The organism is Agrobacterium vitis, from assembly GCF_013426735.1.
Lineage (GTDB): Bacteria > Pseudomonadota > Alphaproteobacteria > Rhizobiales > Rhizobiaceae > Allorhizobium > Allorhizobium vitis_D.
Genome location: NZ_AP023272.1, coordinates 3,257,617 through 3,282,693, shown reverse-complemented (window position 1 = coordinate 3,282,693; position 25,077 = coordinate 3,257,617). Strand labels below are relative to the sequence as shown.

17 protein-coding genes, 1 tRNA gene and 2 pseudogenes are annotated in these 25,077 nt (G+C 57.8%); 13 read left to right on the top strand and 7 right to left on the bottom strand.

Annotation, left to right across the window (positions count from 1 at the left end):
• The first annotated feature begins 87 nt into the window (after window positions 1-87).
• Window positions 88-504, top strand: coding sequence for an Ivy family c-type lysozyme inhibitor (locus tag H1Y61_RS15350; protein ID WP_180573113.1), 417 nt, complete (start codon window positions 88-90; stop codon window positions 502-504).
• Between the two features lie 286 nt (window positions 505-790).
• Window positions 791-2,041, top strand: a complete 1,251-nt coding sequence (mhpT, locus tag H1Y61_RS15345; RefSeq protein WP_235680764.1) for a 3-(3-hydroxy-phenyl)propionate transporter MhpT — start codon at window positions 791-793, stop codon at window positions 2,039-2,041.
• 51 nt (window positions 2,042-2,092) lie between these two features.
• On the opposite strand, the gene H1Y61_RS15340 is transcribed toward mhpT, so the two are convergent.
• Complete coding sequence (locus H1Y61_RS15340; RefSeq protein ID WP_235680763.1) at window positions 2,093-2,650, bottom strand: SH3 domain-containing protein; 558 nt, start codon at window positions 2,648-2,650, stop codon at window positions 2,093-2,095.
• 179 nt (window positions 2,651-2,829) lie between these two features.
• Window positions 2,830-3,333: an invasion associated locus B family protein gene (locus H1Y61_RS15335; protein WP_174110179.1), complete on the bottom strand. Its 504-nt coding sequence runs from the start codon at window positions 3,331-3,333 to the stop codon at window positions 2,830-2,832.
• A 477-nt stretch (window positions 3,334-3,810) separates the two neighbouring features.
• Between H1Y61_RS15335 and ppdK the strand changes: the two genes are divergently transcribed.
• From ppdK to H1Y61_RS15320, 3 genes and pseudogenes are all read left to right on the top strand, one after another.
• Entirely contained in the window at window positions 3,811-6,495 is a 2,685-nt protein-coding gene (gene ppdK, locus H1Y61_RS15330) for a pyruvate, phosphate dikinase (protein ID WP_180573110.1), read from the top strand.
• Window positions 6,496-6,660: 165 nt separating this feature from the next.
• A pseudogene (locus H1Y61_RS27090) lies at window positions 6,661-6,786 on the top strand (TadE/TadG family type IV pilus assembly protein); the annotation flags it as partial.
• 1,423 nt (window positions 6,787-8,209) lie between these two features.
• Window positions 8,210-9,253, top strand: coding sequence for a hypothetical protein (locus H1Y61_RS15320; protein ID WP_180573108.1), 1,044 nt, complete (start codon window positions 8,210-8,212; stop codon window positions 9,251-9,253).
• Window positions 9,254-9,259: 6 nt separating this feature from the next.
• On the opposite strand, the gene H1Y61_RS15315 is transcribed toward H1Y61_RS15320, so the two are convergent.
• A complete protein-coding gene (locus H1Y61_RS15315; protein WP_235680762.1) occupies window positions 9,260-10,210 on the bottom strand; it encodes a LysR family transcriptional regulator in 951 nt (316 codons plus the stop codon).
• Window positions 10,211-10,324: 114 nt separating this feature from the next.
• Here H1Y61_RS15315 and H1Y61_RS15310 point away from each other — a divergent pair, with 114 nt between their 5' ends.
• From H1Y61_RS15310 to thrH, 3 genes are read left to right on the top strand one after another with little or no spacing between them, the layout of a single operon-like run.
• A complete protein-coding gene (locus H1Y61_RS15310) occupies window positions 10,325-11,083 on the top strand; it encodes a 2OG-Fe dioxygenase family protein (protein ID WP_180573107.1) in 759 nt (252 codons plus the stop codon).
• Window positions 11,084-11,143: 60 nt separating this feature from the next.
• A complete protein-coding gene (locus H1Y61_RS15305) occupies window positions 11,144-11,773 on the top strand; it encodes a LysE family translocator (protein ID WP_015915216.1) in 630 nt (209 codons plus the stop codon).
• Window positions 11,770-12,441, top strand: coding sequence for a bifunctional phosphoserine phosphatase/homoserine phosphotransferase ThrH (gene thrH / locus H1Y61_RS15300; protein WP_174110184.1), 672 nt, complete (start codon window positions 11,770-11,772; stop codon window positions 12,439-12,441). The genes H1Y61_RS15305 and thrH overlap by 4 nt, the downstream gene beginning before the upstream one ends.
• A gap of 239 nt (window positions 12,442-12,680) precedes the next feature.
• On the opposite strand, the gene H1Y61_RS15295 is transcribed toward thrH, so the two are convergent.
• The 3 genes from H1Y61_RS15295 to H1Y61_RS15285 all read right to left on the bottom strand — a co-directional run bounded on the left by H1Y61_RS15295 (window position 12,681) and on the right by H1Y61_RS15285 (window position 16,375).
• Window positions 12,681-14,069, bottom strand: coding sequence for an HlyD family type I secretion periplasmic adaptor subunit (locus tag H1Y61_RS15295; protein WP_180573106.1), 1,389 nt, complete (start codon window positions 14,067-14,069; stop codon window positions 12,681-12,683).
• A 10-nt stretch (window positions 14,070-14,079) separates the two neighbouring features.
• The gene (locus H1Y61_RS15290; protein ID WP_180573105.1) at window positions 14,080-15,876 is read right to left on the bottom strand and encodes a type I secretion system permease/ATPase; all 1,797 of its coding nucleotides are present in this window, start codon (window positions 15,874-15,876) and stop codon (window positions 14,080-14,082) included.
• A 422-nt stretch (window positions 15,877-16,298) separates the two neighbouring features.
• A tRNA-Pro gene (locus tag H1Y61_RS15285) sits at window positions 16,299-16,375 on the bottom strand.
• Window positions 16,376-16,734: 359 nt separating this feature from the next.
• Between H1Y61_RS15285 and H1Y61_RS15280 the strand changes: the two genes are divergently transcribed.
• From H1Y61_RS15280 to cysN, 5 genes are all read left to right on the top strand, one after another.
• Window positions 16,735-17,151: a hypothetical protein gene (locus H1Y61_RS15280; RefSeq protein ID WP_015915220.1), complete on the top strand. Its 417-nt coding sequence runs from the start codon at window positions 16,735-16,737 to the stop codon at window positions 17,149-17,151.
• 504 nt (window positions 17,152-17,655) lie between these two features.
• Window positions 17,656-19,632, top strand: coding sequence for a methyl-accepting chemotaxis protein (locus H1Y61_RS15275; RefSeq protein WP_180573104.1), 1,977 nt, complete (start codon window positions 17,656-17,658; stop codon window positions 19,630-19,632).
• Between the two features lie 535 nt (window positions 19,633-20,167).
• Entirely contained in the window at window positions 20,168-20,917 is a 750-nt protein-coding gene (locus H1Y61_RS15270; protein ID WP_180573103.1) for a phosphoadenylyl-sulfate reductase, read from the top strand.
• Window positions 20,918-21,074: 157 nt separating this feature from the next.
• Window positions 21,075-22,031, top strand: a complete 957-nt coding sequence (gene cysD / locus H1Y61_RS15265) for a sulfate adenylyltransferase subunit CysD (RefSeq protein ID WP_174110189.1) — start codon at window positions 21,075-21,077, stop codon at window positions 22,029-22,031.
• 1 nt (window position 22,032) lies between these two features.
• Window positions 22,033-23,571: a sulfate adenylyltransferase subunit CysN gene (gene cysN / locus H1Y61_RS15260; RefSeq protein ID WP_180573102.1), complete on the top strand. Its 1,539-nt coding sequence runs from the start codon at window positions 22,033-22,035 to the stop codon at window positions 23,569-23,571.
• A 230-nt stretch (window positions 23,572-23,801) separates the two neighbouring features.
• On the opposite strand, the pseudogene H1Y61_RS15255 reads toward cysN, so the two are convergent.
• Window positions 23,802-24,791 (bottom strand): annotated as a pseudogene (locus tag H1Y61_RS15255) (carbon-nitrogen hydrolase family protein).
• Window positions 24,792-25,077 lie beyond the last annotated feature (286 nt).

Here is a 25,077-nt window from a genome sequence, read left to right as displayed (position 1 = left end):
CAGGCCTAGTCTACCGGCATACCGAGGAAGGGACGGTCTGGCTGGTTCAACGTGAACCTGTCGGGCACTCATAAACAGGAGATTTGCATGCCCCGCTGGATACTGCTGCTGACCGCTCTTGCCTGCCTTTTTGCGATTCCCGCAGCAGCCGAAAATCTTTCCGGCAATTTTCTTGCGCAGACCGTGAAAACCTCCAAGCCGCATCGCGATGCGCTGACGGGGCTGGTGCGCGGGCGGCAGGGCATTCCGCTCTGGGTGCTGAACATGGTCCGCAAGGATGATTATATCGGGGTGGCTTCGGTCGAAATGCCTGTTGACGCCAAGCCCATGCAATTATTCTACGCCTGCCAGCCAAAACGCTGCGAGCAAAGCGCCGCTCGTGTGCTGTTTTCCGCCGATGGCAAGCATGCGGTGATGCGTATTCAGGACCAGGCAGAAGGCGAGATCTTCCTCGGTACACCGAGCGAGGCGGAAAAGACTGCATTGGCGCGCGCTCCCGGCTGATAGTCTGAGAATTAGCGATTTTAAATCTTGCTGCCTGCAACGGATGAAAAATCGCAATCCTTTGTATTGAAATAGAAAATAGAGGTTTTCCTTTTTGCGGAGGTATTTTCTCCTCGCTGGCAAGCCACGATTGCTAAATGCCAATTCCAATAGTATGCTCAACATACTTTACAGCATCTTGCCGCGCCGGTGGCGTGGTCATGATGGCTGTGGGATTATCCAAAAGGTCTGACCGTAAGCGAGGAGGCGAGCGGTTGAGCCGTTATCGGCATCAATGGGAGGCATTATGCTGTCGACAACATCGCGACCGGGCTCGTCCCGGATCATTTTTCTGGTTTTTCTGGCGGCGATGATTGAAGGTTTTGACCTTCAGGCTGCGGGCGTGGCGGCGCCGAAATTGGCGCCGGTCTTCGGGCTGACACCCGCCCAGATGGGACTGTTCTTTTCTTCCGCCACCTTCGGCCTGATCTTTGGCGCCGTTTCCGGCGGGATGATCTCCGACCGGTTCGGACGTCGTCTGGGCCTCAGTCTATCGCTTTTCATCTTCGGGATCTTCTCGCTTGCGACGGCTACCGCCACATCCGTGGAAGGGCTGATCGCCATGCGGTTCCTGACCGGCGTCGGCCTGGGCGGGGCGCTGCCGAACCTGGTTGCCATTGCTGTCGAATCGACCACGCCGGAGCGGCGCGGCCGGGCGGTGTCTATCATGTACGCTGGCATTCCGTTTGGCGGCGCGATTGCCAGCGTGGTGGCCATGGCTGGCCTGCATGACGACTGGCGCACCATTTTCATTGCAGGCGGCATCATGCCGATGCTGCTCGTGCTGCCACTGTTTATGATGCTGCCGCAGCTCAAGGTCGAAAAGTCGGAAAAGACCAAGAAGGAAGGTGCCTGGCGTCAGGTGTTCTCCGCCGATACGGCGCTGCGCAGCATCCTGCTGTGGACGGGTTTCTTCTTCGGCATCATGGTGCTCTATCTTCTGCTCAACTGGTTGCCGACCCTTCTGGTGACGCGCGGCCTGGATCGCCAGCAAGCCGGTCTCATTCAGGTGATTTTCAATATCGCCGGGGCCGTGGGCGGCTTGACGGGCGGTTGGTTCCTTGACGGTAAACGCAAGGTTCTCAACGGTTCGCTCTGCTTCCTGCTTCTGGTTGTCTCTCTCGTGTTGCTGGGACTGGCACCGGCCAATTTTGCTGCCAATGCCATCGCTGGTGCCTTGATCGGGGTGAGCGTCATGGCGGCACAGTCGCTGCTCTACGGCATTGCGCCGCAATGCTATGCGCCCGATGTTCGTGGCACCGGCGTGGGACTTGCCGTCGCCGTCGGACGCTTCGGTTCGGTGGTTGGCCCGCTGTTTGCCGGTGGTTTGATTGCCGCCGGACGCTCGCCGACCGAGGTGCTGATGGCGATCGTGCCGGTGGCTGTTGTCGCCGGTATCGCAACCGTTCTGCTGTTGTCGCGGCTGCGCGACCTGCCGCAGGATAGCACCGCGAAGGGTGTGCCTGGACATGCAACACCCTCCATGGTCAAGCCTTGACCGGCTGGGGCGAATTGCTTGGGAAGCCGTCCGGCGGATGGTTGTAAAACCTCAATTGCCGATGGTTTCTCCGGGATAAACGCCCCAGACCAGGCCCTGCCGGACAAAGCCGGAAGGGCCACCTCGTTCTACCGAGACGGAACACCAATGCCCGTCGCAGCCGCCGATTTTCAGCCGTACCCGTGGCTGGAGTTGGGCGGTGATGGCAGCCGTGGCAAGCGGGCGGGTACGCAGCATGACGAGATCGCCTTTCGAGCCGCGCCAAGGGGCGACAAGGCCGGTGCGCGCGCCGCTGAGCATGACAGCCGACATCCAGCCGCTGGTGCCGTCGCTGTCGCGAACCTGCCGCCAATTGTCATATTCCTCGATGATTTCCACCGGCAGGCCCCGGGCCTCGTAGATAAAGCGGACGGGGTAATCGGTGGAAGGGCCAGCCCGCATCCGCACCCTGTCCGCCTTCAACGAGGCAAAGCGCGGTAGCGGATAGCCGGTGACGCGACCCTTTTGCCGCAGCATCGGCATGGACGCAGCCGTGCCGGGCGCAAGCAGGCTTGCCACCCCAAGCAATGGCGTCAGCAACAGGGTGGCCAGCAAGGCGCGGCGGTTCACGCGGGGAGCCACTGAACATGACGGACCGTCTTCCCTTTTCGAATGTCTCAAGGCCTCGATACATTTGAGATGGTCGAAATCTGTTGAAAACGAGAATGCGTCGTCATCTTGGAGCCTTTGTGTGAAACCGCCTTTGGCGGTCAAGGGGCGTTTCTCAGGCATTGTCGGTTTTGGACATGTCAGCGGCAGCCCTGAGCCTGTTTCAGCGCCGCCGAAACGCCCTGGAGCGAATAGGTATAGGTGGTGTGGGTGCCGCGCTTCGAGGTGGTTTTCACGGTCATCCGGCGACCTTGTTTCATGGCGGCAATCACCTTGGCGTCCTCTGCTTCCAGCCGGGTCCAGCCGACATTGGCTTTCGGCACCATCTGAAACGTCTTGTCATCGACGTTCACATCGATGGTCGAGCCCTGAGCGACGTTGTAGCCCATGACGGCCTGGGGGTAATAATTGACGCCGCCGGTCTTTTTCGGCGCGATCAGAAAGAAATTCTTGCCATGGTCGATGCCCACAGGATCTTCCTTTGAAGGCACGGACAGCACATAGCAAACGGTCTTGCCGCCATCCTTGTAGGAAAACAGCCCCCAGTGATCGAACTGCTTGACCATCCGAGGTGCTGCCGATGCAAAGCTCGCCGAAAACCCAAGAATGGCAAGCATTAATGCAACGGTTTGTAGTGATGACATATCTGGCAATCTCCTTTGGTTGAGTGGGTAGCGGTTCGTTCTCTACCCCAATCCGCCAGCGATGAGGTTACCGAGACGTTAATTTCTCTTCACAATTGGTTGAGCCAATTTGCAACATTCCGTCGCTAATTCTTGAAATATCAATTGGTTGAACGAGAAAATTGCCATTGAAACAGGCGTTGGCTTCTTTCCGGTTCCCGCCATCGCTCTATACCGCGTCGAGCTTCGACATACGGATCTTTAGCGCGGGATGCCGCAATTATGCTGCAATGCGGGATACGATTGATATTATGAGATTTTCAACGGATCACGAATGCGCTAAGTCTTTTGAGGGATACAAGCATCGGACCGAAAAGTGGAAACCGGTTTTCGGATTATCCGATGCGGAGATAAAAGCATCGGACCGAAAAGTGGAAACCGGTTTTCGGGCAATCCGATGTGAAAACAGGAACAGTCGGGCGGAGAAAGAAAACGACCATGGGGAAGTGGGTCTACAGCTTCGGCGGCGGCAAGGCTGAGGGCGGTGCTGGCGATGTTGAACATTTGGGTGGTAAAGGTGCCAATCTCGCTGAAATGGCGGGTCTTGGCCTGCCCGTGCCGCCGGGTTTGACGATTGTCACGGATGCCTGCACGCATTTCTACGCCCATGGCCGCAGTCTGGCTGATGACATGAAGGCAGAAGTGCTGGCCGGTATCGACCTGATCGAAGCCGAGACCGGACGCACGTTCGGCAACGCCAAAAATCCCCTGCTTTTGTCGGTGCGCTCGGGTGCGCGCACCTCCATGCCGGGCATGATGGATACGGTTCTCAATCTCGGCCTGAACGATGAGACGGTGGTCGGCCTTGGCCATCGCGCCGGAGACGCCCGCTTTGCCTGGGACAGTTACCGCCGCTTCATTCAGATGTATGGGGATGTCGTTCTGGGGCTGGATCATGAAGTGTTCGAGGAAATCCTTGAGCATGAGAAGGGTCGGTTTGGCCATGAACTCGACACCGAACTGAGCGCCGATGAATGGCAGCATGTGACTGACCTCTACAAGCAATTGATCGAGGATGAGCTGGGCGAACCCTTTCCGCAGGACCCTGAGGTTCAGCTCTGGGGGGCGGTGGCCGCGGTGTTTGCCAGCTGGATGAATGCCCGCGCCATTACCTATCGACAGTTGCACAATATTCCCGGCCATTGGGGCACGGCGGTCAATATTCAGGCCATGGTGTTTGGCAATCTCGGCTCCAGTTCGGCCACTGGCGTGGCGTTTACCCGCAATCCGTCGACGGGTGAAAACCAGCTTTACGGCGAGTTTCTGGTCAATGCCCAGGGTGAGGACGTGGTAGCGGGTATCCGCACCCCGCAATCCCTGAGTGAGCGGGCGCGGCTGGAAAGCGGTTCCGACAAGCCGTCGATGGAAAAGCTGATGCCCAAAGCCTTTGCCGAGTTTACGGCGGTCTGCGCGCAGCTTGAAACCCATTACCGCGACATGCAGGATGTGGAATTCACCATTGAGCGCGGCAAGCTATGGATGTTGCAGACCCGCTCCGGCAAGCGCACCACCAAGGCGGCCATGAAGATCGCTGTCGATATGGTGGCGGAAGGGCTGATCGACGAGGACGAGGCGGTGTCGCGCATCGAGCCGGCGTCGCTGGACCAGCTTTTGCATCCCACCATCGATCCGCGCGTGGCGCGGGATGTGATCGGCTCCGGCCTGCCAGCGTCGCCGGGCGCGGCCACCGGCGAGATCGTCTTTACCGCCGAAGACGCGGTCAGTGCCAAGGAAGAAGGCCGCAAGGTTATTCTGGTGCGCATGGAAACCAGCCCGGAAGACATTCACGGCATGCATGCCGCCGAAGCCATCCTGACCACCCGTGGTGGCATGACCAGCCATGCGGCGGTGGTGGCGCGCGGCATGGGCATTCCCTGCGTGGCCGGTGCCGGCAGCATGCGGGTTGATATCCGCAATGGCGTGCTGCTGGGCGTCGGCGTCAAGCTGAAAAAGGGCGATATCATTACCATAGACGGTTCCTCCGGCCAGGTCTTGCAGGGCGCCGTGCCGATGCTGCAACCGGAACTGTCGGGGGATTTTGCCCAACTGATGCAATGGGCCGACCGCACGCGTCGCATGACGGTGCGCACCAATGCCGATACGCCGGGCGATGCGCGTGCCGCCCGCTCTTTCGGCGCGGAAGGTATCGGACTTTGCCGCACCGAACATATGTTTTTTGAAGGTGAGCGCATCCATGTGATGCGCGAAATGATCCTGGCCGAGGACGAGGCCGGACGACGCGCCGCGCTCGACAAGCTGTTGCCGATGCAACGCTCTGACTTTACCGAGTTGTTCACCATCATGCATGGCTTGCCGGTGACGATCCGCCTGCTCGATCCGCCGCTGCACGAATTCCTGCCGAAGACCGTCAAGGAAATCGCCGAGGTGGCGGTGGCGATGGGCATGGAGCCGCGCGCGCTGGCGCAGCGGGTCGAGGCTTTGCACGAGTTCAACCCCATGCTCGGTCATCGCGGCTGCCGGTTGGCGATTTCCTATCCTGAAATTGCCGAGATGCAGGCGCGGGCGATTTTCGAAGCCGCTGTTGCCGCAGGCCTTGAGACCGGTGCACCGGTCGTGCCTGAGATCATGGTGCCGCTGGTCGGGCTGCGCTCCGAGCTGGATTATGTGAAGGGCGTGATCGACCGGATTGCCTCCGAAGTGATGCGGGAAGGCAAGCTGGAAATCTCCTATCTGGTCGGCACGATGATCGAGCTGCCGCGCGCCGCCATCCGCGCCCATGTGATTGCCGAGGCCGCCGAATTTTTCTCCTTCGGCACCAATGACCTGACCCAGACCACGTTCGGCATGTCACGCGACGATGCGGCCGCCTTCATTCCGACCTATCAGCGCAAGGGGATTATCGAGCGCGATCCGTTCATCTCGCTGGATTTCGACGGGGTCGGCGAGTTGATCCGCATGGCCGCCGAGCGCGGTCGCCAGACCCGGCCTGATATGAAGCTCGGTATTTGCGGCGAACATGGCGGCGACCCGGCTTCGATCCATTTCTGCGAGGATGTCGGGCTGGATTATGTCTCCTGCTCACCCTTCCGGGTGCCGATCGCCCGGCTGTCTGCGGCCCAGGCAAGCATCAAGCAAAGGCGCCTCATGGCGAAGGAAGTTTGAAGTCATCGGATGTTTATTCGCCGTTTCGGCACAAAATGATCTATTAAACTGCATTTTATCAATTGAATTTCGGCTTTATTTTAAATGGTTTCATAAAACAGCGACTCAGCAAGGATTGAAGATCGGGACTGGGGTTCCGCAGGCTTCAGCACATGGTTGGGTAAAATGCGCATTAAAGAGCTGGTTTCAAAATTCATCGTTGATGACAACGGCAATTTTGCCATCATGTCGGCCATTCTGATGATGCCGCTGCTCTTGGCCGTTGGTGCAGCGTTGGACTACAGTTCGTCGCGGGACCATCGCAACGATATTCAGGTGATTTCTGATTCGGCTATTCTGGCGGCGGCTTCGAGCTATTCCTCGTCCTCGGGCGTCGATGCCCTGGCGGCCGGGATCGATAGCTATCTCGCCTCCGATACGGCGGATCAGGGCGCCAATGATGTCGATAGTGCCACAGTCCCCAAACGGTTGAGCGGCCCGACCCTGTCAGCGGATGGCAAGGAAATCTGCGTCGTCGTCGGCGAAGGCGTTCCCACCAGTTTCATGCAACTGGCCGGGGTCAAGACCGTGAATGTTTCCGTCAAGTCCTGTGCGGCGCTGCCGGGCAATATCGACCTCGAAGTGTCCCTGGTGCTCGACGTTTCCAGCTCGATGATCGAGGAGGGCCGGTTTGTGCCGATGCAGACGGCGGTGAAGAGCTTTCTAACCTCTTTTGCCAATGATGCGACGGTTGCCAAACGCAGCAAGATCGCCATTGCGCCGTTTTCCAGCCGTTTCAACATTGGCCTCACCCATAAGGATTGGTTGAAGGCTTATGGTGGCAATGCTGCCGTTCCTAGCCGCTGGACCGATCCCAAATCCTATTATAAGGACTCGAAATATAGTTTCAGCCAGTGGATCGATAATGTCACGACGCTGGCCTATACCTCCAGTAATTATTACTGGATTGGCTGCGTCGAGCCGCGCGCCGACGTGGAAATGAAGGATAATGGTGCCATCGGTACCTACGGCCTGAGCGATGCGCCACCCAGCACCGAGGCCTTCGTGGCCCAGGATTCCAATAGCGGTTCCTCTACCAGTTTCTGCCCGCCACCCATCGTCTCCCTGACGTCGAGCTTTAGCACGTTGCAAAGCGCCATCGCCAACATGACGTCGGAAGGCTCCACCCGGCTCGATGCCGGAATGCTGGCGGGCTGGTATACGCTGTCGCCCAAATGGCGCTCGGCATGGGGTGGCGGAACCGCGCCCGCCGACTATTCTGAAAAGGTCAAAAAGGTCATTGTTTTCATGACCGATGGTGAGATGAATGTGAAATTTGGTTCCACGGACCCTGCCAAGAGCAGTACCGAAAAGCTGGACTGGATTTGTGATAAAAACCGCACAAAATCCTGCAATGACACTGCCACCAATGCGCTTCTGACAACTTGCGACTCGATCAAATCCAACAATATCGAGATTTACGCGATTTCCTATAGTTCGGAAGCCGATGTCCAGAATTTGCAGACCTGCTCCAGCGGCACCAAATATTATTTCAGCGCCTCCACCACCAATATCAAGGATGTCTATACGGCAATCTCCAAGAACATTATCGGCAGCACGGTGCGGCTGACGCAGTGAACAGGACGGCGACAGACGGGATGAAGAGCCGTACGGGTGACAAATCGCCTTGATTATGAGATAGGCCGGGTCGTCACACTCGCAAAGGCCAGGCCCGATGAACGACACGCACCGGACATCCTCCACGGCGCCCACCTCCCGCAAACGCCGTCAGAAGGGCCGCGACACCATGCCGCCCGGCTCACAATCGGGCAAGCAGCAGCGCGAGGGGCAGGGCAAGGCCGTTCCTGCGGCTGCGTCCGGTAATGACAAATGGGCGCAGGTCCGTGGCGTTATGAAGACGGATCGTTTTCGCGCCAGTGCGCTTCTGGCCGGTTTCGGCCTGTTCCTGCTGGCGGTGTCGCAAAGCCTGCCGCATGATTATGGCTTTACCGAGCTGGGCGCGCTGTTCACCTTCTCGGTGTATGACCTGGTTCTGGCCATGCTGGGCATCGCGGTCGCCTGCGCGATGATGCCCAACGCCCGACAATTCGCCATCACCATCGGCGTGTTTCTCGGCGTGCTATCGGTCATGCTGCTGTTCTTCGACCCGATCTTCGTCGCGATCCGCGAGAGCGCGCTGGGGCAGGTGCTTTACTTAATCGCGCCGGTGGCCGTCGCCATCACCGGTGCCAGTCTCTGGCTTTCGGGGCGCTGGCGGGATCGGGCCATGCTGGCATCCGCTGCTGTTGTCGGTTTTTCCTTCTCGTTGTTTCTCGGCCTGGATGATTTCGGCGTCGGCATTCCGTCTTTTGCGATTGCTTCGGTGCTTTCGGCCCTGTGGATCATCCTTACCCCAGCTTTTCTGCTGCGCTGCTTCAAGGGCCCCTGGCTAAACATTCCCTCGCGCATCCTTGGCAGCTGGCTGCTGGTCATCGCCATTATCGTCACCGTCTCGCTCTATGTGCCGCTGCCAATCAAGACCCAGCCGCCCGTCGATCTCGGTCAGCCGGACCTGTCAATCGATGGCGAGGACCCCGGTAGAGCTCCGACCGACCCCTCTGCCTTACAAGACCCCTCTGCATTGCAAGATAAGGGCGCCTACGGCTCGATGAATTCCAACGGCACGCAGGTGCCTGATTTTCTGGAAGAGGAGCCAAAGCCCGACCCCAATGCCCCCTCCGTGTTCGAGGGATTGAAAACGCCAAAGATTGGTGGATGAGAATGCTTATGGCAGATGCCTTGTTTCCGCGGTCGGGCGCGCAGTTGATGCCTGCGCCAGATGGGCGCGCATGCGTTGCGACAGCCAGTCGGTGAATACCAGCCGTCGTTCATCGGCGGCAAAATCGCTATTGGAGACGGCGAGATAATGGGTGCCATCCTGATGAAACGCACCGAGTGCGGCCAGTCGTCCGGCTGCCATATCCGTCGTCACCATATGGATCGATGCCAGCGCGACACCCTGGCCAGCCATCGCCGCCTCAAGGGCCAGATAGAAATGCTCGTAAAAAATGTCCGAGTTGAACTTGCGGGTTCCCGGCTGGGTCTTGCACCAGTTCAGCCAGGCATCGGGACGCGAGCGGGTATGCAAAGCAGGTACGCTGTGGCGAGGCGTGTTGTTGAGATCAGCCGCCACCTGCGGCGTGCAGACCATGCCCATCGCTTCCGGCGCCAGTTCCCTCACATGCAGGCGGGGGTCGATGGCAAAATCGTTGCGCCGCACGGCAAGATCGACGTGATCGCGGCGAAAATCGATTTTCCCGCCCGCGGCGAGAACCTTGACATCCAGACCGGTCCTTTCTTTCAGATCGCCAAGGTTTGGTATGAGAAATTTCAGGCAAAGCGTTGGTTCGCAGGAGACGATCAGGGGTTGCGCATAGGCATTGCTGCGAAAATCCGTGACGACATTTTCCAGATCCTGGAACACCGAGGCAAGCCTGGCCGCCAATTGACGACCGCGCTCCGTCAGGAAGACCGCCCGGTTGCGACGCAGGAACAGCGGCTCGCCCAGACTTTCCTCCAGATTCTTGACCTGCTTGCTGATGGCCCCATGCGTGACGTGCAATTCCTGGGCCGCTGCCACAAAACTTTCATACCGTGCCGCTACCGCAAAGGCCTTCAAAGCCCCCAATTGTGGCAGCCGCGCCATCCTGGATCGGAATTCGGAATTGTCGGACATATGTGTGAATTTACCTCACGCTTTTGCTCGAAAATATATCGGTTTTCACGAAACACAACATATGATTGATAATCGGTGTCGGCGGGTTACGCCGATGAAATCGGAGCCATTTTAATGCAAGGCAATATTTCAGTTTTAAAGCACAGCGATCCGGCCAATGTGACCAATATCGATGTCTGCCAACAGTTGCATGACTTCGATTTTGTGTTTCTTGAAGGCAATAATTTTCTCGATATCATTCATCAAAGCCATTTTAGCAGCCAGGATATCGCCGATTTTCAGGCATCCTGGGATGATCTTAAGCCGGATACCTATATGGCCGACGGCGGCAAATATCGTCTTCGCCGGCACGCAACCCTGACGGGCGCGCCTAAGGGCGGGCCCGTCAGTCTCGAAAAGCATCAGCCGCATTTCCAGACGACCTCCTACAATCCTCTGAATGGCGGCATTGAGCGCCATTTCGAGCCGGTATTGGCATCGACCATTGAAAATCCGGTGATGCAGGCGATTTTCTCCTTCGCCTCTTCCACCTTCGGGGCTCTCTCGCCATTTTCCACCTGGCACATGGAATTGCATCAGTTCCGCATTGAAGCCGTGCAGACCGGTGGCAAGCCAACACCTGAAGGCGTTCACCGCGACGGTGTGGATTTTGTGCTGATGGTTCTCATCAAGCGGCACAATATCGTCGGTGGCGAAACCTCCATCCTGGATCGGGACGGCGTCAAGCTGGCGGAATTTACGCTGATGGACCCCTTCGATGCTGCCATTGTCAATGATGAACGCGTTGCCCATGGTGTAACGCCGATCACCAAGCTCGATCCCGACCAGCAGGGCCTGCGCGATGTTCTGGTCCTGACCTTCCGCCGCAAATAAATGCAGACGTCAGCCGCGCGGCTACGCGCGGCTGTTGCCGGATCCGGAGCCCACATATTTATGGAACAAATACTTCTGATTGCTTCGATAACCTGGCTGGCCGTTCTCAGCCCCGGCGCGGATTTTGCCATGGTGTCGCGCAATAGTTTTCTTTATGGCCGCAAATCCGGGCTGGCGGCCTCGATGGGCATTGCCATTGCCTGCTGGTTTCATGTGATCTATGCCATGTTCGGCATTGCGATCATCCAGCATATTTTCCCCAATATTCTGGATATCATCAAATTCGTCGGCGCGGCCTATCTGGTCTATGCGGGCTTGGCCACGGCCTTCAGCAAGATACGCGATGTCGAAGGCAGTCTGGTTCCCAGCGACAGATCGATGGGCCGGGAAATGATGACGGGTATTCTGACCAATGGTCTCAATCCGAAGACGTCGATTTTCGTGATCAGTCTCTACACGCAATTCATCGGCAAGGACACGCCGCTGTCTCACCAATTGCTTTGGGGCCTGTTCATCTCCCTGTCGCATTTGCTGTGGTTCGCATCCGTTTCGACCTTTTTGTCCAACCCGGCCATTCGAACCGTCGTGCTGCGTCGCCAGCGCCTGTTCAATATCCTGATCGGGGTCGTGCTCGCCTCGCTGGGGGCCATTCTCTTTACCGCGGGCACTTTGGGGAGTGGCGCTCAATGACCGCATCTATCTGTTCCTTCATCGATCTCGAAGGCGTTCTCGTTCCGGAAATGTGGCCGCATATCGCCAAGTCGTTCGGAATTCCCGAACTCCAGGCGACGACGCGGGAAATTCCCGATTACCGTCAATTGCTGGATCAGCGGATCAAGCATTTGGCCGATCACCACGTTACCCTGGCCGAAATCTGCGCCAGTGTCGCGGAACTCGATCTGTTCAATGGGGCGGTGGAATTCCTCGCAGCGCTCAAGCTGCGTGGGCGTGTGGTGATTGTCTCGGATTCCTTCAGCCCGATGAACCGGCATTTTATCGAGCAGATCGCTGCTGATCAGGTCCTCTGTCACAATTTTCAGACCAATGACGAGGATATCGTCACCGGCTTCGACTTCTGGAATGGGCTGGCTGGAAAACATCTCTGTTTCGACGCCGTCGATACCGAGGGGTGCGCCCATTTTGCAATGGGCGACGCGTTGAACGACATTTCAATGATCCGTGCGGCGACCTATGGCGTGCTGTTTCAGCCCTCGATGGCGACGCTGCTGGCCGCGCCGGATCTGCGGGCGACATCATCCTATAGTGAAGTCCTCGATATCCTCGATGAAGCCATTTATATCAATAGCAGATCGGCCTCAAAGAGGGCCACGACGTTCCTGGGGAGCGCTTTCGGCTGACAGCATATACGGCCACGTATCATGCTAGTGCATCGATCCAAACGGAGGCTTCAGCCGAGTTTGGATCGATGCATAAACAAAAAATGAGTGCACGAAAGCATGAACGAAGTGAATGCGTCAGTGCACTAGAGTTTTCCTTACAGCACCGTGCGTTTTATAAAACGCACGGTGCTGTAACGTTTTAAATCTGCTGCATAATTCCCTAAATCGACTCCGATTTAAGGAATTCTCCAGCAGCGTCAGCGCTCCCGGAAAGCCTTGTTGAAATAACTGGCCAGCGGTTTGGTGAGGTAGGTGAAGGGTGAGCGTTCCGTGGTCTGGATAAAGGTTTCAACCGGCATCCCCGGCAGGACCTGGACATCGCCCAGCCGGGCAATTTCCTGTTCATCGGGCCTGATTTTCGCCTTATAGAAGCTGTTTCCGGTTTTTTCATCGTTGAACACGTCGGCGGAGACCTCAATCACCGTGCCGTGGATATCCGGCGTCTGGCGGCGGTCGAAAGCGGCAAACACCAGATCGGCCTTCTGGCCGACATGCACCTGATCGATTTCATTGGGCGGCAAATTGGTGGTGATCACCAGCCCGACATTCTGCGGGATGATATAGAGGATCGGTTCTGCCGCTTTGACCACGGTGCGCAACGCATGCACGGTCAGGCCGAACACCACGCCGCCGGTTGGCGCGGTCACTTCGGTGCGGCCAAGAGTTTCCAGGGAGGAGACCCGTTTCTGGCGCAATTCAGCAATCTGCGCTTCAGCATTGCGCAGATCGGTGATCGATTGTTCACGCAGTTCGCCACTAACATTCAGAATAGCGATTTCGATCTCGGCGATCTTGGCGCGGCTTTCGGCAATGCTGGCCATGGACGAGGCGATCTCGCCGTCTGCCTCGACCTCGGACCGTTGCAGCGTCATGACCTTGCTGGTCTGGGTCAGGCCGTCGCGCAGCAATTTCTGCTGAACAGCCAGTTCCTCACTAATCAATTGTCTTTGCTGGCGCAGTGCATTGAGCTTGGCGCTCAGGCCCTCGATTTGCTGGGCGGTCTGGTGCTTGCGCTCCTGCAATTGCCCGACCTGTTTGTCACGGTTTTCCTGTCGCGCCTGCAACAGGTTGCGCTGACCCTCGATAATCTCGCGCACATGGCTGTCGGTCTTGGCCCGTTCGACAAGTTCGGGGTCGAAGCTGATCTCGCTCTTGCCATCCTGCTCCGCGGTCAGCCGCCCGGCATTGCCGAGCAGCGAAAACAACTGGTTTTCAATGATCGTCAACTCGGATTGGTCGAGCTTTTCGTCCATCCTCAGCAGAACCTGGCCGGGCTGGACGACATCGCCCTCCTTGACCAGCAAGTCCTGCACGATGCCGCCAGCCTGGTGCTGGACCACCTGACGGTTGGTTTCGACCTCCACCGTGCCGCTGCCGACCACGGCGCCCTGGATGGTGGTCAGTGCGCTCCAGGCACCCAACCCCAGCACCAAGACCGCCAGCGCGCCATAGCCGAGCGCCGTGTGACCGCGGGCCTGCCAGACGTGGCTTTCAGGGGTGGACGAAAACCGGTTTGCCGCAGGGGACGCGGGCATGTCTGCCGGGGAAGCGGAGGCTGACGCCGATGTCTGGGAAAACAGGCTCATCGTCTCTCTCCTATGGCTTGCGCGGGGCGCCGGGTACGAAACCGGTCATGGTGGTTTCCTGTTTGGCATTCCCCCATGACGTATTTGTCTTCGTACCCACCACTTGCTGGGCATTGCGCAAATGGGCACGCAGCACCTCGTCGCGCGGGCCAAAAGCGGTGCGGGCGCCATGGTCCATGATCAGCACCAGATCGCATTCCTCAATCGCCGCCGGGCGATGCGCCATGATCACGGCAGCGCCGCCACTGGCCTTGAGGGCGCGGATGGCCATGTTCAATGCCACGGAGCCTTCCGCATCCAGATTGGAATTCGGCTCGTCCAGAATGAGCAGGACCGGATCGCCGTAGAGCGCGCGGGCAAGGCCGATGCGCTGCTTCTGCCCACCGGAAAGCCGCTGGCCGGTGGCGGGCAGGGGGGTGTCGTAGCCCTGTGGCAGTTTCAGGATCATCTCATGGGCCGCAGCCTTGCGGGCGGCGGCAATCACCTTGTCCGGGTCGGGATCGGCGGTGAGGCGGGCGATGTTTTCGGCAATCGTCCCTTCAAACAGCACGACGTCCTGCGGCAGGTAGCCGACATGGTCAGCCAGGCCATCCGGGCCATATTGGTCCAGAGCGGCGCCGTCCAGCCGGATCTTGCCCGCCATCGGCTGCCAGACACCGGTCAGCAGCCGGGCAAGGGTCGATTTGCCGGAGCCACTGGGGCCGATCACGCCCAGCGCATGGCCAGGGCCAAGCTCGAAACTCATCATCCGCAGCGTCGCCACGCTTTCGCCGGGCGGTACGGCGGTAACCTGCTGAACCTGCAAAATGGCACGGGGCCTCGGCAGGGTGGTGCGGTTGTCTTCCTCGGGAATCTGTTCCAGCAGGGTTGAGAGATTACGCCAGCCTTCCTGCGCCCGCTGCATCAATCCCCATTGGGAAATGGCCGTCTCAATCGGTGCCAGCGCCCGACCGATCAGGATTGATCCGGCAATCATCGCACCAGCCTTGATTTCGCCGCGCAGCACCAGCCAGGCACCCAGCGCCAGAATGGCCGATTGCAGGAAAATCCGGAAGGTTTTGGACACGGCGGTGTAAAAGCCATTGGCATCCGAATAGGCAATGCTGGCGGCGAGCGCCGTGTGGCGCGTCGTCTTCCAGCGCGTTGCCGCACTCTTGCGCATGCCTAAGGCCTTGACCGTTTCGGCGTCACGAGCCAGCGCCATGGTCATCTCGTCGCTGATCCGGCTGGCATCCGCAGCTTTTGCCTGGATGCGCTTGGTCCCGCGCTGGTTCAGCAGCGTCAGCGCGATCAGCACCAGCCCGCCCCCCAGCGCCAGATAGCCCATCCAGGGATGGAAAACGAAGATCACGAACAGGAAAACCGGCGTCCAGGGAATGTCGAAAACCGCAAAAATCGCCGAGGACGCCAGCATTTTTTGCAGCGCGTCCAGATCGCGCATACCGCGTGGACCGGCAACGCCCTTCGATGCCAGTGCGGATCGATCGAGCAGGGCACGAAACACCCTGATGTCGAATTCGCTCTGGAGCCGCGCCCCGATCCGGGCGGCGATGCGTGAACGGACGTGGTCGAGAATGCCCATGATCGCATAGAGCAGAATGACCAGAAGAAACAGGACCAGAAGCGTCGCCTCCGAGCGTGCCGCCAGCACCCGATCATAGACCTGAAGCATGAACAAGGGTCCGGTCAGGACCAGAAGGTTGACGAAGAAACTGAACAGGGCAATGGACAGGAACCCCGCCTTGCTGCGCGCCAGCGCTGCCCGCAACTCCTCGACGCCGCCGCGCGTGGTCTTACTCCGGCTCATGAATAGTTCTTGATCATTGAAAACCCCTGAATCGGACCCCGACAGAACAGCCACCCCTGGCTGAGACCTGTCCGGCCTCTTTACCGACCCCCTTAAATGGGAGTGGTTTTAGAAATAATGCAGAAAAAACAAATTATTATGACGACAGTTGGTAAACCTACCCGAGGTCACGGTCTGCAACTCAGCCTTTTATGTCTTTATGGCAATCTTCTCGTTAAGGTACAATTCCCTCCACCATGCAGGATTTAAAAAATCCTGCATATTATAATTTTTTCGGCCAGTCCCGGATACAGAAACTTCCGACAGTTGACTGCGCAGCTAGTTAAAAAGGGCCGTGAAAGTGCGTCTTATAGCATGGTACCACGAGAAGCATGGGCTTTAAATATTGAGGATTGAACAGCCTTCGGGAAAAGCCTTTGACCTGGTCGGAGTGGAGTGATTCGAACACTCGACCCCCACGTCCCGAACGTGGTGCGCTACCAGACTGCGCTACACTCCGTGACCAGTGGCGCTCGTATAAACCAGGGTTTCACAATAGACAAGCGGGCGGCTCTAAAAAAATCATGGCTTTTCAACAGGGGCGAGAATGCCGCAAGCAGAGGGTGCCGCGTGCCTTGAATGGTTGCAGTAAAGTTGATTTAATGCATTGTATTTAAATAATAATATTATCTTTTGGAAATTTCGGTTCGTGGTGTTTCACTGTTGCTGTTTTGAAACAAGTTGACGTGAGCGAGAAACTTGGTGATTTCCAATTTCAGGTTTTGGGGATAAAGGCGAAAGACAAAGTGGCACAGGGATGGCCGGGGCAGGGCTCTGTCAGGCCGGGCTGCTTGAAGCGGGTTACCAAGGGACAGAATTATGAATTTTCGGATCATGCTGACGGCTGGCCTGGCGCTGGCGCTGGCTGGATGTACCACGACATCGGGTGTCATGCCTGTACAGAAGAAAAACCTTGTAGAAGAGCGCTGGGTTGGCCAGCCGGCGGGCGCCTTCTTTGCCAAGTTCGGACCACCGATCAACGACGAACAGGCTGGCGGTGCCACCGTCTATAGCTGGCGCGGTGGCTTCAGGACCCGCACGGTCGCTCCGACCTATGCACAAACGCCCGATGGCAAGCGCGGCAAGGTCACCAAGGCCGGGCGCACCGAGTATCTGCGTTGCGAAGTGCGCGTCACGGTGTCTCCGGATTATGTCATCCGTGCGATCAAGCCGGTCATCGACAGGCCTGTCGAAAGCGGCAAGACCTGGTGCGAAGAGTTTCTGGGCGGCGCATAATGCTGAGATCCGCGTGATGAGAGGCCGTGCAACCATCATTTGATGGTGCTCGGTTTTCGAAAACGTGTCTTCTAAAGCTCAACGATGAGCCAAGGCGAGGTTGTCAATCGACCTCGCCTTTTTTGTTGGGGGCGTCGTTCAGCGTTTCGTGCTTTCACGCGCAGGTCTGCTGAACGTGGTTTTCTTTTGAAATACGGCCTTGCGCCGGCGGCAAAAATTGCGCCCCGGCTGCCGGTTCTCAATGCGTGTTTGTCGAAGATTTCCGAGATCTGGATGCGGGCGGAGCTTTTCGGTCCCGGTGTGACCTCGAGCCTTTGAATTTACCCAACCTATTTTAGGGAAATATTAAATCTAAATTGTGCTATATAAAACCTATCGTGAAAAGCGCCCATGATGGGTGGCCTGTCGCATTCGTGCTCAATGCATGAGAGCAGCGTCAGGTTTGTGAGAGCTTGTCTCTCCCTCTGTATTATCCCTCCCAAAAGCTTTAAGGCGCGAGGCACAATGTCCTTCATGAACAATGCGAGTATTCGCACGAAAATTTTGTCACTAATCATTCCGGTCTGCGTGATCAGCATTGGTGGTCTGGGCTTGGTCGCCAACAGTTACAAGTCCACGGATACCGAATATTCTGACTTCATCGCTACGGACAGTATTGCAGCAAGCCAGATGTATCGGACGACGACATCTCTGCTGGCGATGGGATATGGCGCCTATCAGCTTATCGCCTATGATGTCGGTTCTCTCGATGTGGCCAACATCAAGGCAGCCTATGCGGATGCAGCTTCGACCGTCTTCAAGCGTCTGGACGCAGCCAAGGCACTAGCGCCTGAACTTGCAGGCGATATCGACCAGTTTGCCAGCCGCGCCCACGACATTCAGGCCCTGACCGACAAGGCGGTTCAATTGGTTACCGATGGGAAGCGTGATGAGGCCAGAGCCCTTCTCGTCAAGGCGGATCCCTTAATTGCCAAATGGCGAGACGATCTTCGCGACTGGAATAACACCAATACGACGACTCTCCTGAAAAAAAGCGATGCACTGACCGACCAGACCAATTCAACCATCTTGACCTCATTGAGCGTTGTTGGCAGCGTCATGCTGATGGCCATCCTTTTGGCGTTGTTCGTCACCTCGCGTGGCATTATCGGCCCGATCGATAAGCTTCGCAGTCGGATGATAGCGCTGGCAAACGGTGAATCGCAGCAGGAGATACCCGGTCTATCGCGCAAGGATGAGGTCGGGCAGATGGCTGTCGCTGTCGGCGTGTTCCGCGACAATGCCATTGAGCGTGTCCGTCTGGAGCAGGAAACCGCAGCCAATCGCAGCCTCTCGGAAAAAGAGCGTCTGGAACGCGAGGAGCAAAAGGCCAGGGAAGCGGCGGATATCCAATTTGCGGTCGATAATCTGGCAAACGGGCTTTCGCATCTGTCGGATGGCGATGTCTCCTATCGTATCGGCCAGCCTTTCGTCGCCCATCTCGATGGCGTGCGCGCCAGCTTCAACAACTCGGCTGAAAAATTGCAGGAAGCGCTGACCCATGTCGCCCAGAATGCCCGGGCAATCGATGCGGGCGCCAATGAAATAAAGGCGGCAGCCGATGATCTGGCCAAGCGCACCGAGCAGCAGGCCGCCTCCGTCGAGGAAACGGCCGCAGCCCTGGAACAGATCACCACCACCGTGAAGGATTCGACCCGTCGTGCCCAGGAAGCGGGAACCCTGGTTTCGCGCACCAAGGCCGGCGCAGAGCAATCCGGTGAAGTGGTGCGCCGCGCCGTGATCGCCATGGAACAGATCGAAAAATCATCGGCTGAGATTTCCAACATCATCAGCGTCATCGATGAAATCGCCTTCCAGACCAATCTTCTGGCGCTGAATGCCGGCGTCGAGGCGGCGCGTGCCGGTGAAGCAGGCAAGGGCTTCGCAGTCGTTGCCCAGGAAGTGCGCGAGCTTGCCCAGCGTTCCGCCAATGCAGCAAAGGACATCAAGGCGCTGATCACCACCTCCAACAGCCAGGTCCAGTCCGGTGTGCAGCTGGTGGGTGAAACTGGTACCGCACTGCAAACCATGGTGGCAGAAGTGCAGGAAATCAACCGGCATGTCAGCGCCATCGTTGAGGCGGCTCATGAACAATCGTCCGGCCTCCAGCAGATCAACACTGCCGTCAACCAGATGGACCAGGATACCCAGAAGAACGCGGCGATGGTGGAGGAATCCACGGCTGCAAGCCACGGCCTGGCAAGAGAAGTCGCCTCGCTGAACCAGTTGCTGTCGCAATTCAAGCTGGCTGGCGGCGGGCAAAGTGGGTTCAATTCTGGATCGGCCTATGCCGCCCCGGTTCGTCCCGCCCCCATTCATCCCGCACAGGCTCCGGTGGCTTCACCCGCCCGTGCGCTTGGCCGCAAGATCGCCGGTGCCTTTTCCGGCAAATCGTCAGCGACGGCTGCTGCTGCTGCCGATCAGTCCTGGGAAGAGTTCTGAGGCTACTGCATAATTCCTGAAATCGGACTCGATTTCAGGAGAAAATTATGCAGCAGATTTAAAGTGTTACAGCGCCGTGCGTTTTATAAAACGCACGGCGCTGTATGGTTTGCCAGACTGATAAGAAATTGAAGGCGCTATACCTGCAACGCTCAAAGGGGAGATCCCTTGTTATCAAGGATATTACGCCGGGAAGCTTTGCTTTCCGGCGTTTTCGTTTGGAATGAACCAGACGGACAACCAAAAAAGGCAAGGGGCAAAGCGTGGCGGGGGATAAGAGCGACAAGGACGAGGCGGCAGGAATTGCGCTATATCTTTGGCTTTGAGTGATATTTGCTCCGCATTGGCGGCAGCATAAAAGGCAATTCCTGTCTTTTGGCGATAAAACCATCGATACTTGGTCAAATGACAGGCTTATGCCGGGCGCAGCCAGGTTATGCCAAGCGCAGCCACTGGGAGTGGGCCTTGGTCGGACATTGAGTAGGCCCGCTAGGAAATTACCCTCTGGGAAATCGCCCTCTAGGAAATAGTAGGAATGACATCGCAATCCAATCCTCAGGCCGTTGCCACCCTGGACGCGGCTCTCGCTGATCTTGATCTCACCGCCCGTCTGCGTCTTGTCCAGGAGCTTGGTGGCCGGTCGGTGTTCACCACGAGCCTCGGTCTTGAGGATCAGGTGATTACGGCGGCAATCGGCCTTGCCGGCCTTTCCATTGAGGTTGCAACCTTGCAGACCGGTCGCCTGTTCAAGGAAACCCTCGATCTGATCGCCGAGACTGAAGAGCGTTTCGGTCTTTCCATCACGCAATATGCGCCCGATCAGGACGATATTGACGCCTATGCGGCAAAATATGGCTTGAACGGCTTTTACGAAAGCGTTGAAGCGCGCCATGCCTGCTGTCATGTGCGCAAGCTTGTTCCTCTGGCGCGGGCGCTGCAAGGCGCTTCTGTCTGGGTGACGGGCTTGCGCCGCAGCCAGTCCGGCAATCGCGCCACCACGCCGTTCGCCGAATATGATGCCGAGCGCAACCTGATCAAGATCAACCCGCTGGCCGATTGGTCGCTGGACGACATCAACGCCTATGTGGAAAGCCAGGCGGTGCCGATCAATCCGCTGCATGCGCGCGGCTATCCCTCGATTGGCTGTGAACCTTGCACCCGCGCCATCAAGCCGGGCGAGCCTGAACGGGCTGGCCGCTGGTGGTGGGAAAATGACGAGAAGCGCGAATGCGGCCTGCATGTGCCGGACGCTGCCATCCCATCGCTGAATTCCAGTTCCCTTTAACAGCCGTTTTCTGGGTTTTTGGCGAGGTTTTTCCTGTTCAAGGCTAGCCAAGACCAGTCATCGGCAACTAGGAATATGTTTTATGTCCGTACAGAGCCTGCCCTCGCAGCCGTCATCGCAGCCCGCATCTGGGCCGCACGCATCTGGAAATCAAGTCATGCATCTGCATCAGTCCGAGTTTGATCCGCATTCCAAGGAGGTCGTGGCGCGTGCGCCACTTGATCCGCATTTGAAGGCGCTGGAAAACGAGGCGATCCATATTTTCCGCGAAGTCGCCGGTGAGTTCGACAATCCGGTGATGCTCTATTCGATCGGCAAGGATTCGTCCGTGCTGCTGCACCTGGCGCGCAAGGCCTTTTATCCGGGCCGGGTGCCGTTTCCGCTGCTGCATATCGATACCGGCTGGAAGTTCAGGGAAATGATCGCCTTCCGCGACGAGATGGCGAAGCGTTACGATCTGGATCTGGTCGTCCATACCAATCCGCGCGGCAAGACTGAAGGTGTCACGCCCTTTTCCCACGGTTCGGCGCTCTATACCGACATCATGAAGACAGAGGCGCTGCGCCAGGCGCTGGACGCTGGCAAATATGACGCTGCCTTCGGTGGTGCGCGCCGTGATGAAGAAGCCTCGCGCGCCAAGGAGCGGATCTATTCCTTCCGTACGCCTGACCATAAATGGGACCCGCGCAACCAGCGCCCGGAACTGTGGAATGTCTATAACGGCATGATCCGCCGGGGTGAAAGCGTGCGGGCCTTCCCGCTGTCCAACTGGACGGAGGTTGATATCTGGCGCTATATTCAGGCGGAAAACATTCCGCTGGTGCCGCTCTATTTCGCCGAAAAGCGACCCTTCATTGAGCGCGATGGCATGATGATCCTGGCCGAAGACGAGCGGCTGGAACTGCTGCCGGGCGAAAAGATCCAGCATGGATCGATCCGCTTCCGCACGCTCGGCTGCTTCCCGCTGACCGGCGCGCTCCGATCCGAGGCCCGGACCTTGGATGACGTGATTGCCGAACTGGAAATCGCCACCGTCTCCGAGCGTCAGGGTCGCGCTATCGACCGTGACCAGTCCGGATCGATGGAAAAGAAGAAACGCGAAGGATATTTCTGAGATGACCGCAAGCGCAACCGCACTCGCCGCCAACCTGGCGTCCACATCGGATTTTTCCTCCAAAGAATCGTCGCAGGGGCTTTCCTTGGCAAATGCTGTTCCTCAGTCCGAAGCGGCCTATACCGGTCGTGATTCCCGGCCCTTGCGCCTGATCACCTGCGGTTCGGTCGATGACGGCAAATCGACGCTGATCGGTCGGTTGCTGTGGGATACCAAGGCGGTCAAGGAAGACCAGGCGGCAACGCTGCGCCGCGATAGCGGCAAGCAGAACGATCTTGGCCTGCCGGATTTCGCATTGCTGCTCGACGGTCTTCAGGCGGAACGCGAACAGGGCATCACCATCGATGTCGCCTATCGTTATTTTGCCACCGACAAGCGCTCCTTCATCGTCGCCGACACGCCCGGCCATGAGCAATATACCCGCAACATGGCAACCGGCGCCTCGACTGCCGATCTCGCCGTGCTGCTGGTCGATGCCCGCGCCGGTATTTTGGAGCAGACCCGTCGCCATGCGACGATTGCATCCTTGATGGGCATCAAGCAATTCGTGCTGGCCGTCAACAAGATCGACCTGACCAATTACGAAAAGGCTGGTTTCGACGCCATCGTCCAGGAATTCAAGGACATCGCCCTGACGCTCGGCGTGCGCCAGACCACCGCCATTCCGATGTCGGCGCTGAAAGGCGAAAACGTCGTCTATTCCGGCCAGGAGCCGATGCCCTGGTATGATGGCCCGACGCTGGTGGAAGCGCTGGAACGCGCCACTTCGCGCTCGGCACAATCGACCGGTTTCCGCCTGCCGGTGCAGCGTGTGTCGCGTCCGGGTGAAAGCTTTCGCGGCTATCAGGGTACGGTGGCCGGTGGCGCGGTCAAGCCGGGCGATAGCGTCGCCATCCTGCCCTCGGGTGCTGTTGCCAATGTCAAGCAGATCGTTACCTTCGATCTGGTGCGCAACGCGGCTGTGGCTGGCGATGCCATTACCCTGGTGCTCGACCGGCAGGTGGATGTGTCGCGCGGTGACATGATCGTCTCGCTCGATGCCGAGCCACAGGTTGGCCTCGCCTTCGATGCGCAGCTCGTGGCTTTGCAGCCGGACGGCATTCTGCCCAACAAGCGCTACTGGCTGAAAAGCGGATCGCGCCGCCAGCGTGTCCAGGTCAAGCCAGTGCAGCAACTGGATCTGAAAAACGGCAAATGGGGTCCGGCGGAAAGCCTTCCCATGAACGCCATCGGCAAGGTGCATCTGGCCTTCGACGAAAAGGCGGTGTTTGACCCTTACGAGCAGAACCGCTCCACCGGTGCCTTCATCCTGATCGACCCCGACACCAACAACACGGTGGCTGGCGGTATGATCACCGCCAAGCGCTCGGATGTCGATGGCCTGAACTCCGGCGAAGCCCGCGTCCTTCTCTCGCTGCCCGCCGACCTCGCCGACCAGCTCATGGCCACCGAACTGCTGGCCGCCCGCCGCGACGAAGTGGAACTGCGCCGCGTGACGACCGCCAAGGCGCGGGACTTGCTGGACGGGATTGAGGGGTAATTTTCATCGGCTGTATTGGCCGGTGAACTGATTTGTGAAAGCTGTCATGCGTTGAAACGCATGACGGCTTTTGTTTTTGTCAATTATGCGGGGTCTTGATTGGAATGAGAGGCTCGGTGAGGGGGATGCTGGCTTTCGGTCCGAGACTTTCATTGATCGTGATGGAAAATCAGGATTTCGCGACATGAACATAGCATCGGGGCCGAAGGTCGGCCCCGATCATTCATTCCCTAAAATAGGTTTCTACTATCACTTCTCGGGTCACCTTCTATGTGAAGAGGTGTGTAAAGGCCGCTGCGAGCCTTTCTTCGCCAGGGTCGTGCAAGACTTTCTGGATTCGTTTTGATGTCCGCGATAGCGATGGCGGGTAATCCGTTTGCAGGGCATTGCACCGCCCACTTACCATCCGGCGCCGCTATACCGGAGGGAACGGCTGTACTGTGAGGCGTAAGAGTAGAATAGCTGACCCAATAAGTATTGCTTGCGGCATTCCCCAAAACCTCAGCGCCAAATGCCGGAGCACCAGATGAGCTGTCTCCTGCTGTCGAGAACAGGACACAATCGACATCGAGCTTCTCTTATTCGATGAATATTTCAGGATAGTGCGCTTCCATGCCGACCGCGCAGCCAAAACGGAGACCATCTACCTCGAAAGTCACGGGGAGCTTTCCCGGAGAATACATAAACGAGATTTTGGTATTCGATAACAGACGCTCATCGTAGCGCGTCACCAGCTCACCGTGATCGGAGACAACATACAGGCTGTTATGTGGCCGGTGCGGTGACGTCAGTTGATGCACGGAACCGAAAACCGTCCAAAGTTTTAGCTGTTTCGCACATCTTTGAATCGCTTCCAGCTCTTGTCGCAAAACGCCCCATTCGAAGCGGGTCCAATCGGAAGGACCGATTTCTTTAGGTCCGATTTCAGACATGATCCGCTTGTTAGGCCAGCAAGTGGCGCCTTCCGGGAAGTGTATCAGGCGAGCACCTGCTTTATGGGCCTCCCCCATGAGGTTGCGTATTTCTACCCCTCTGGCATGAAGGGCCGAAATGTCACGCGGATCGCTGCACAATGATGTTTGCGCTACAGCAAGCCGCACTGACCGGATAATGGATTCGTTCGGTGACTGGCGAAGATGTTGAAGAGCTGCGGTGTAGGATTCGCCGGTTTTGGCTGCGCGAGCACGTACACGGCGTTTAAAATTTCCGTTTTGCGTCATTGGTCAGGCCTTTCACGTCGCGGACGCAGTTCCCCAGCAACCCGCCCGAAACGGATCGGACCAAGACAATGGCCTGAGACAGAAGTCCCTTTGCCTCCGTTCAAGACCGTGCTGGGGAAGGTCTGGGAGGTTAGGCGCAGGCCACGCCAAAACAAGACTGCCGACCATGTGTCGATTCGTCAAGCTGTGGCAAATTTTGCAATTGAAAACCAAAGGAACGGCCACGTAATCTCGTGGCAGCAGCGTGACGTCAATCGGCCGCCCGACCCCGTTCTATAGATAACGG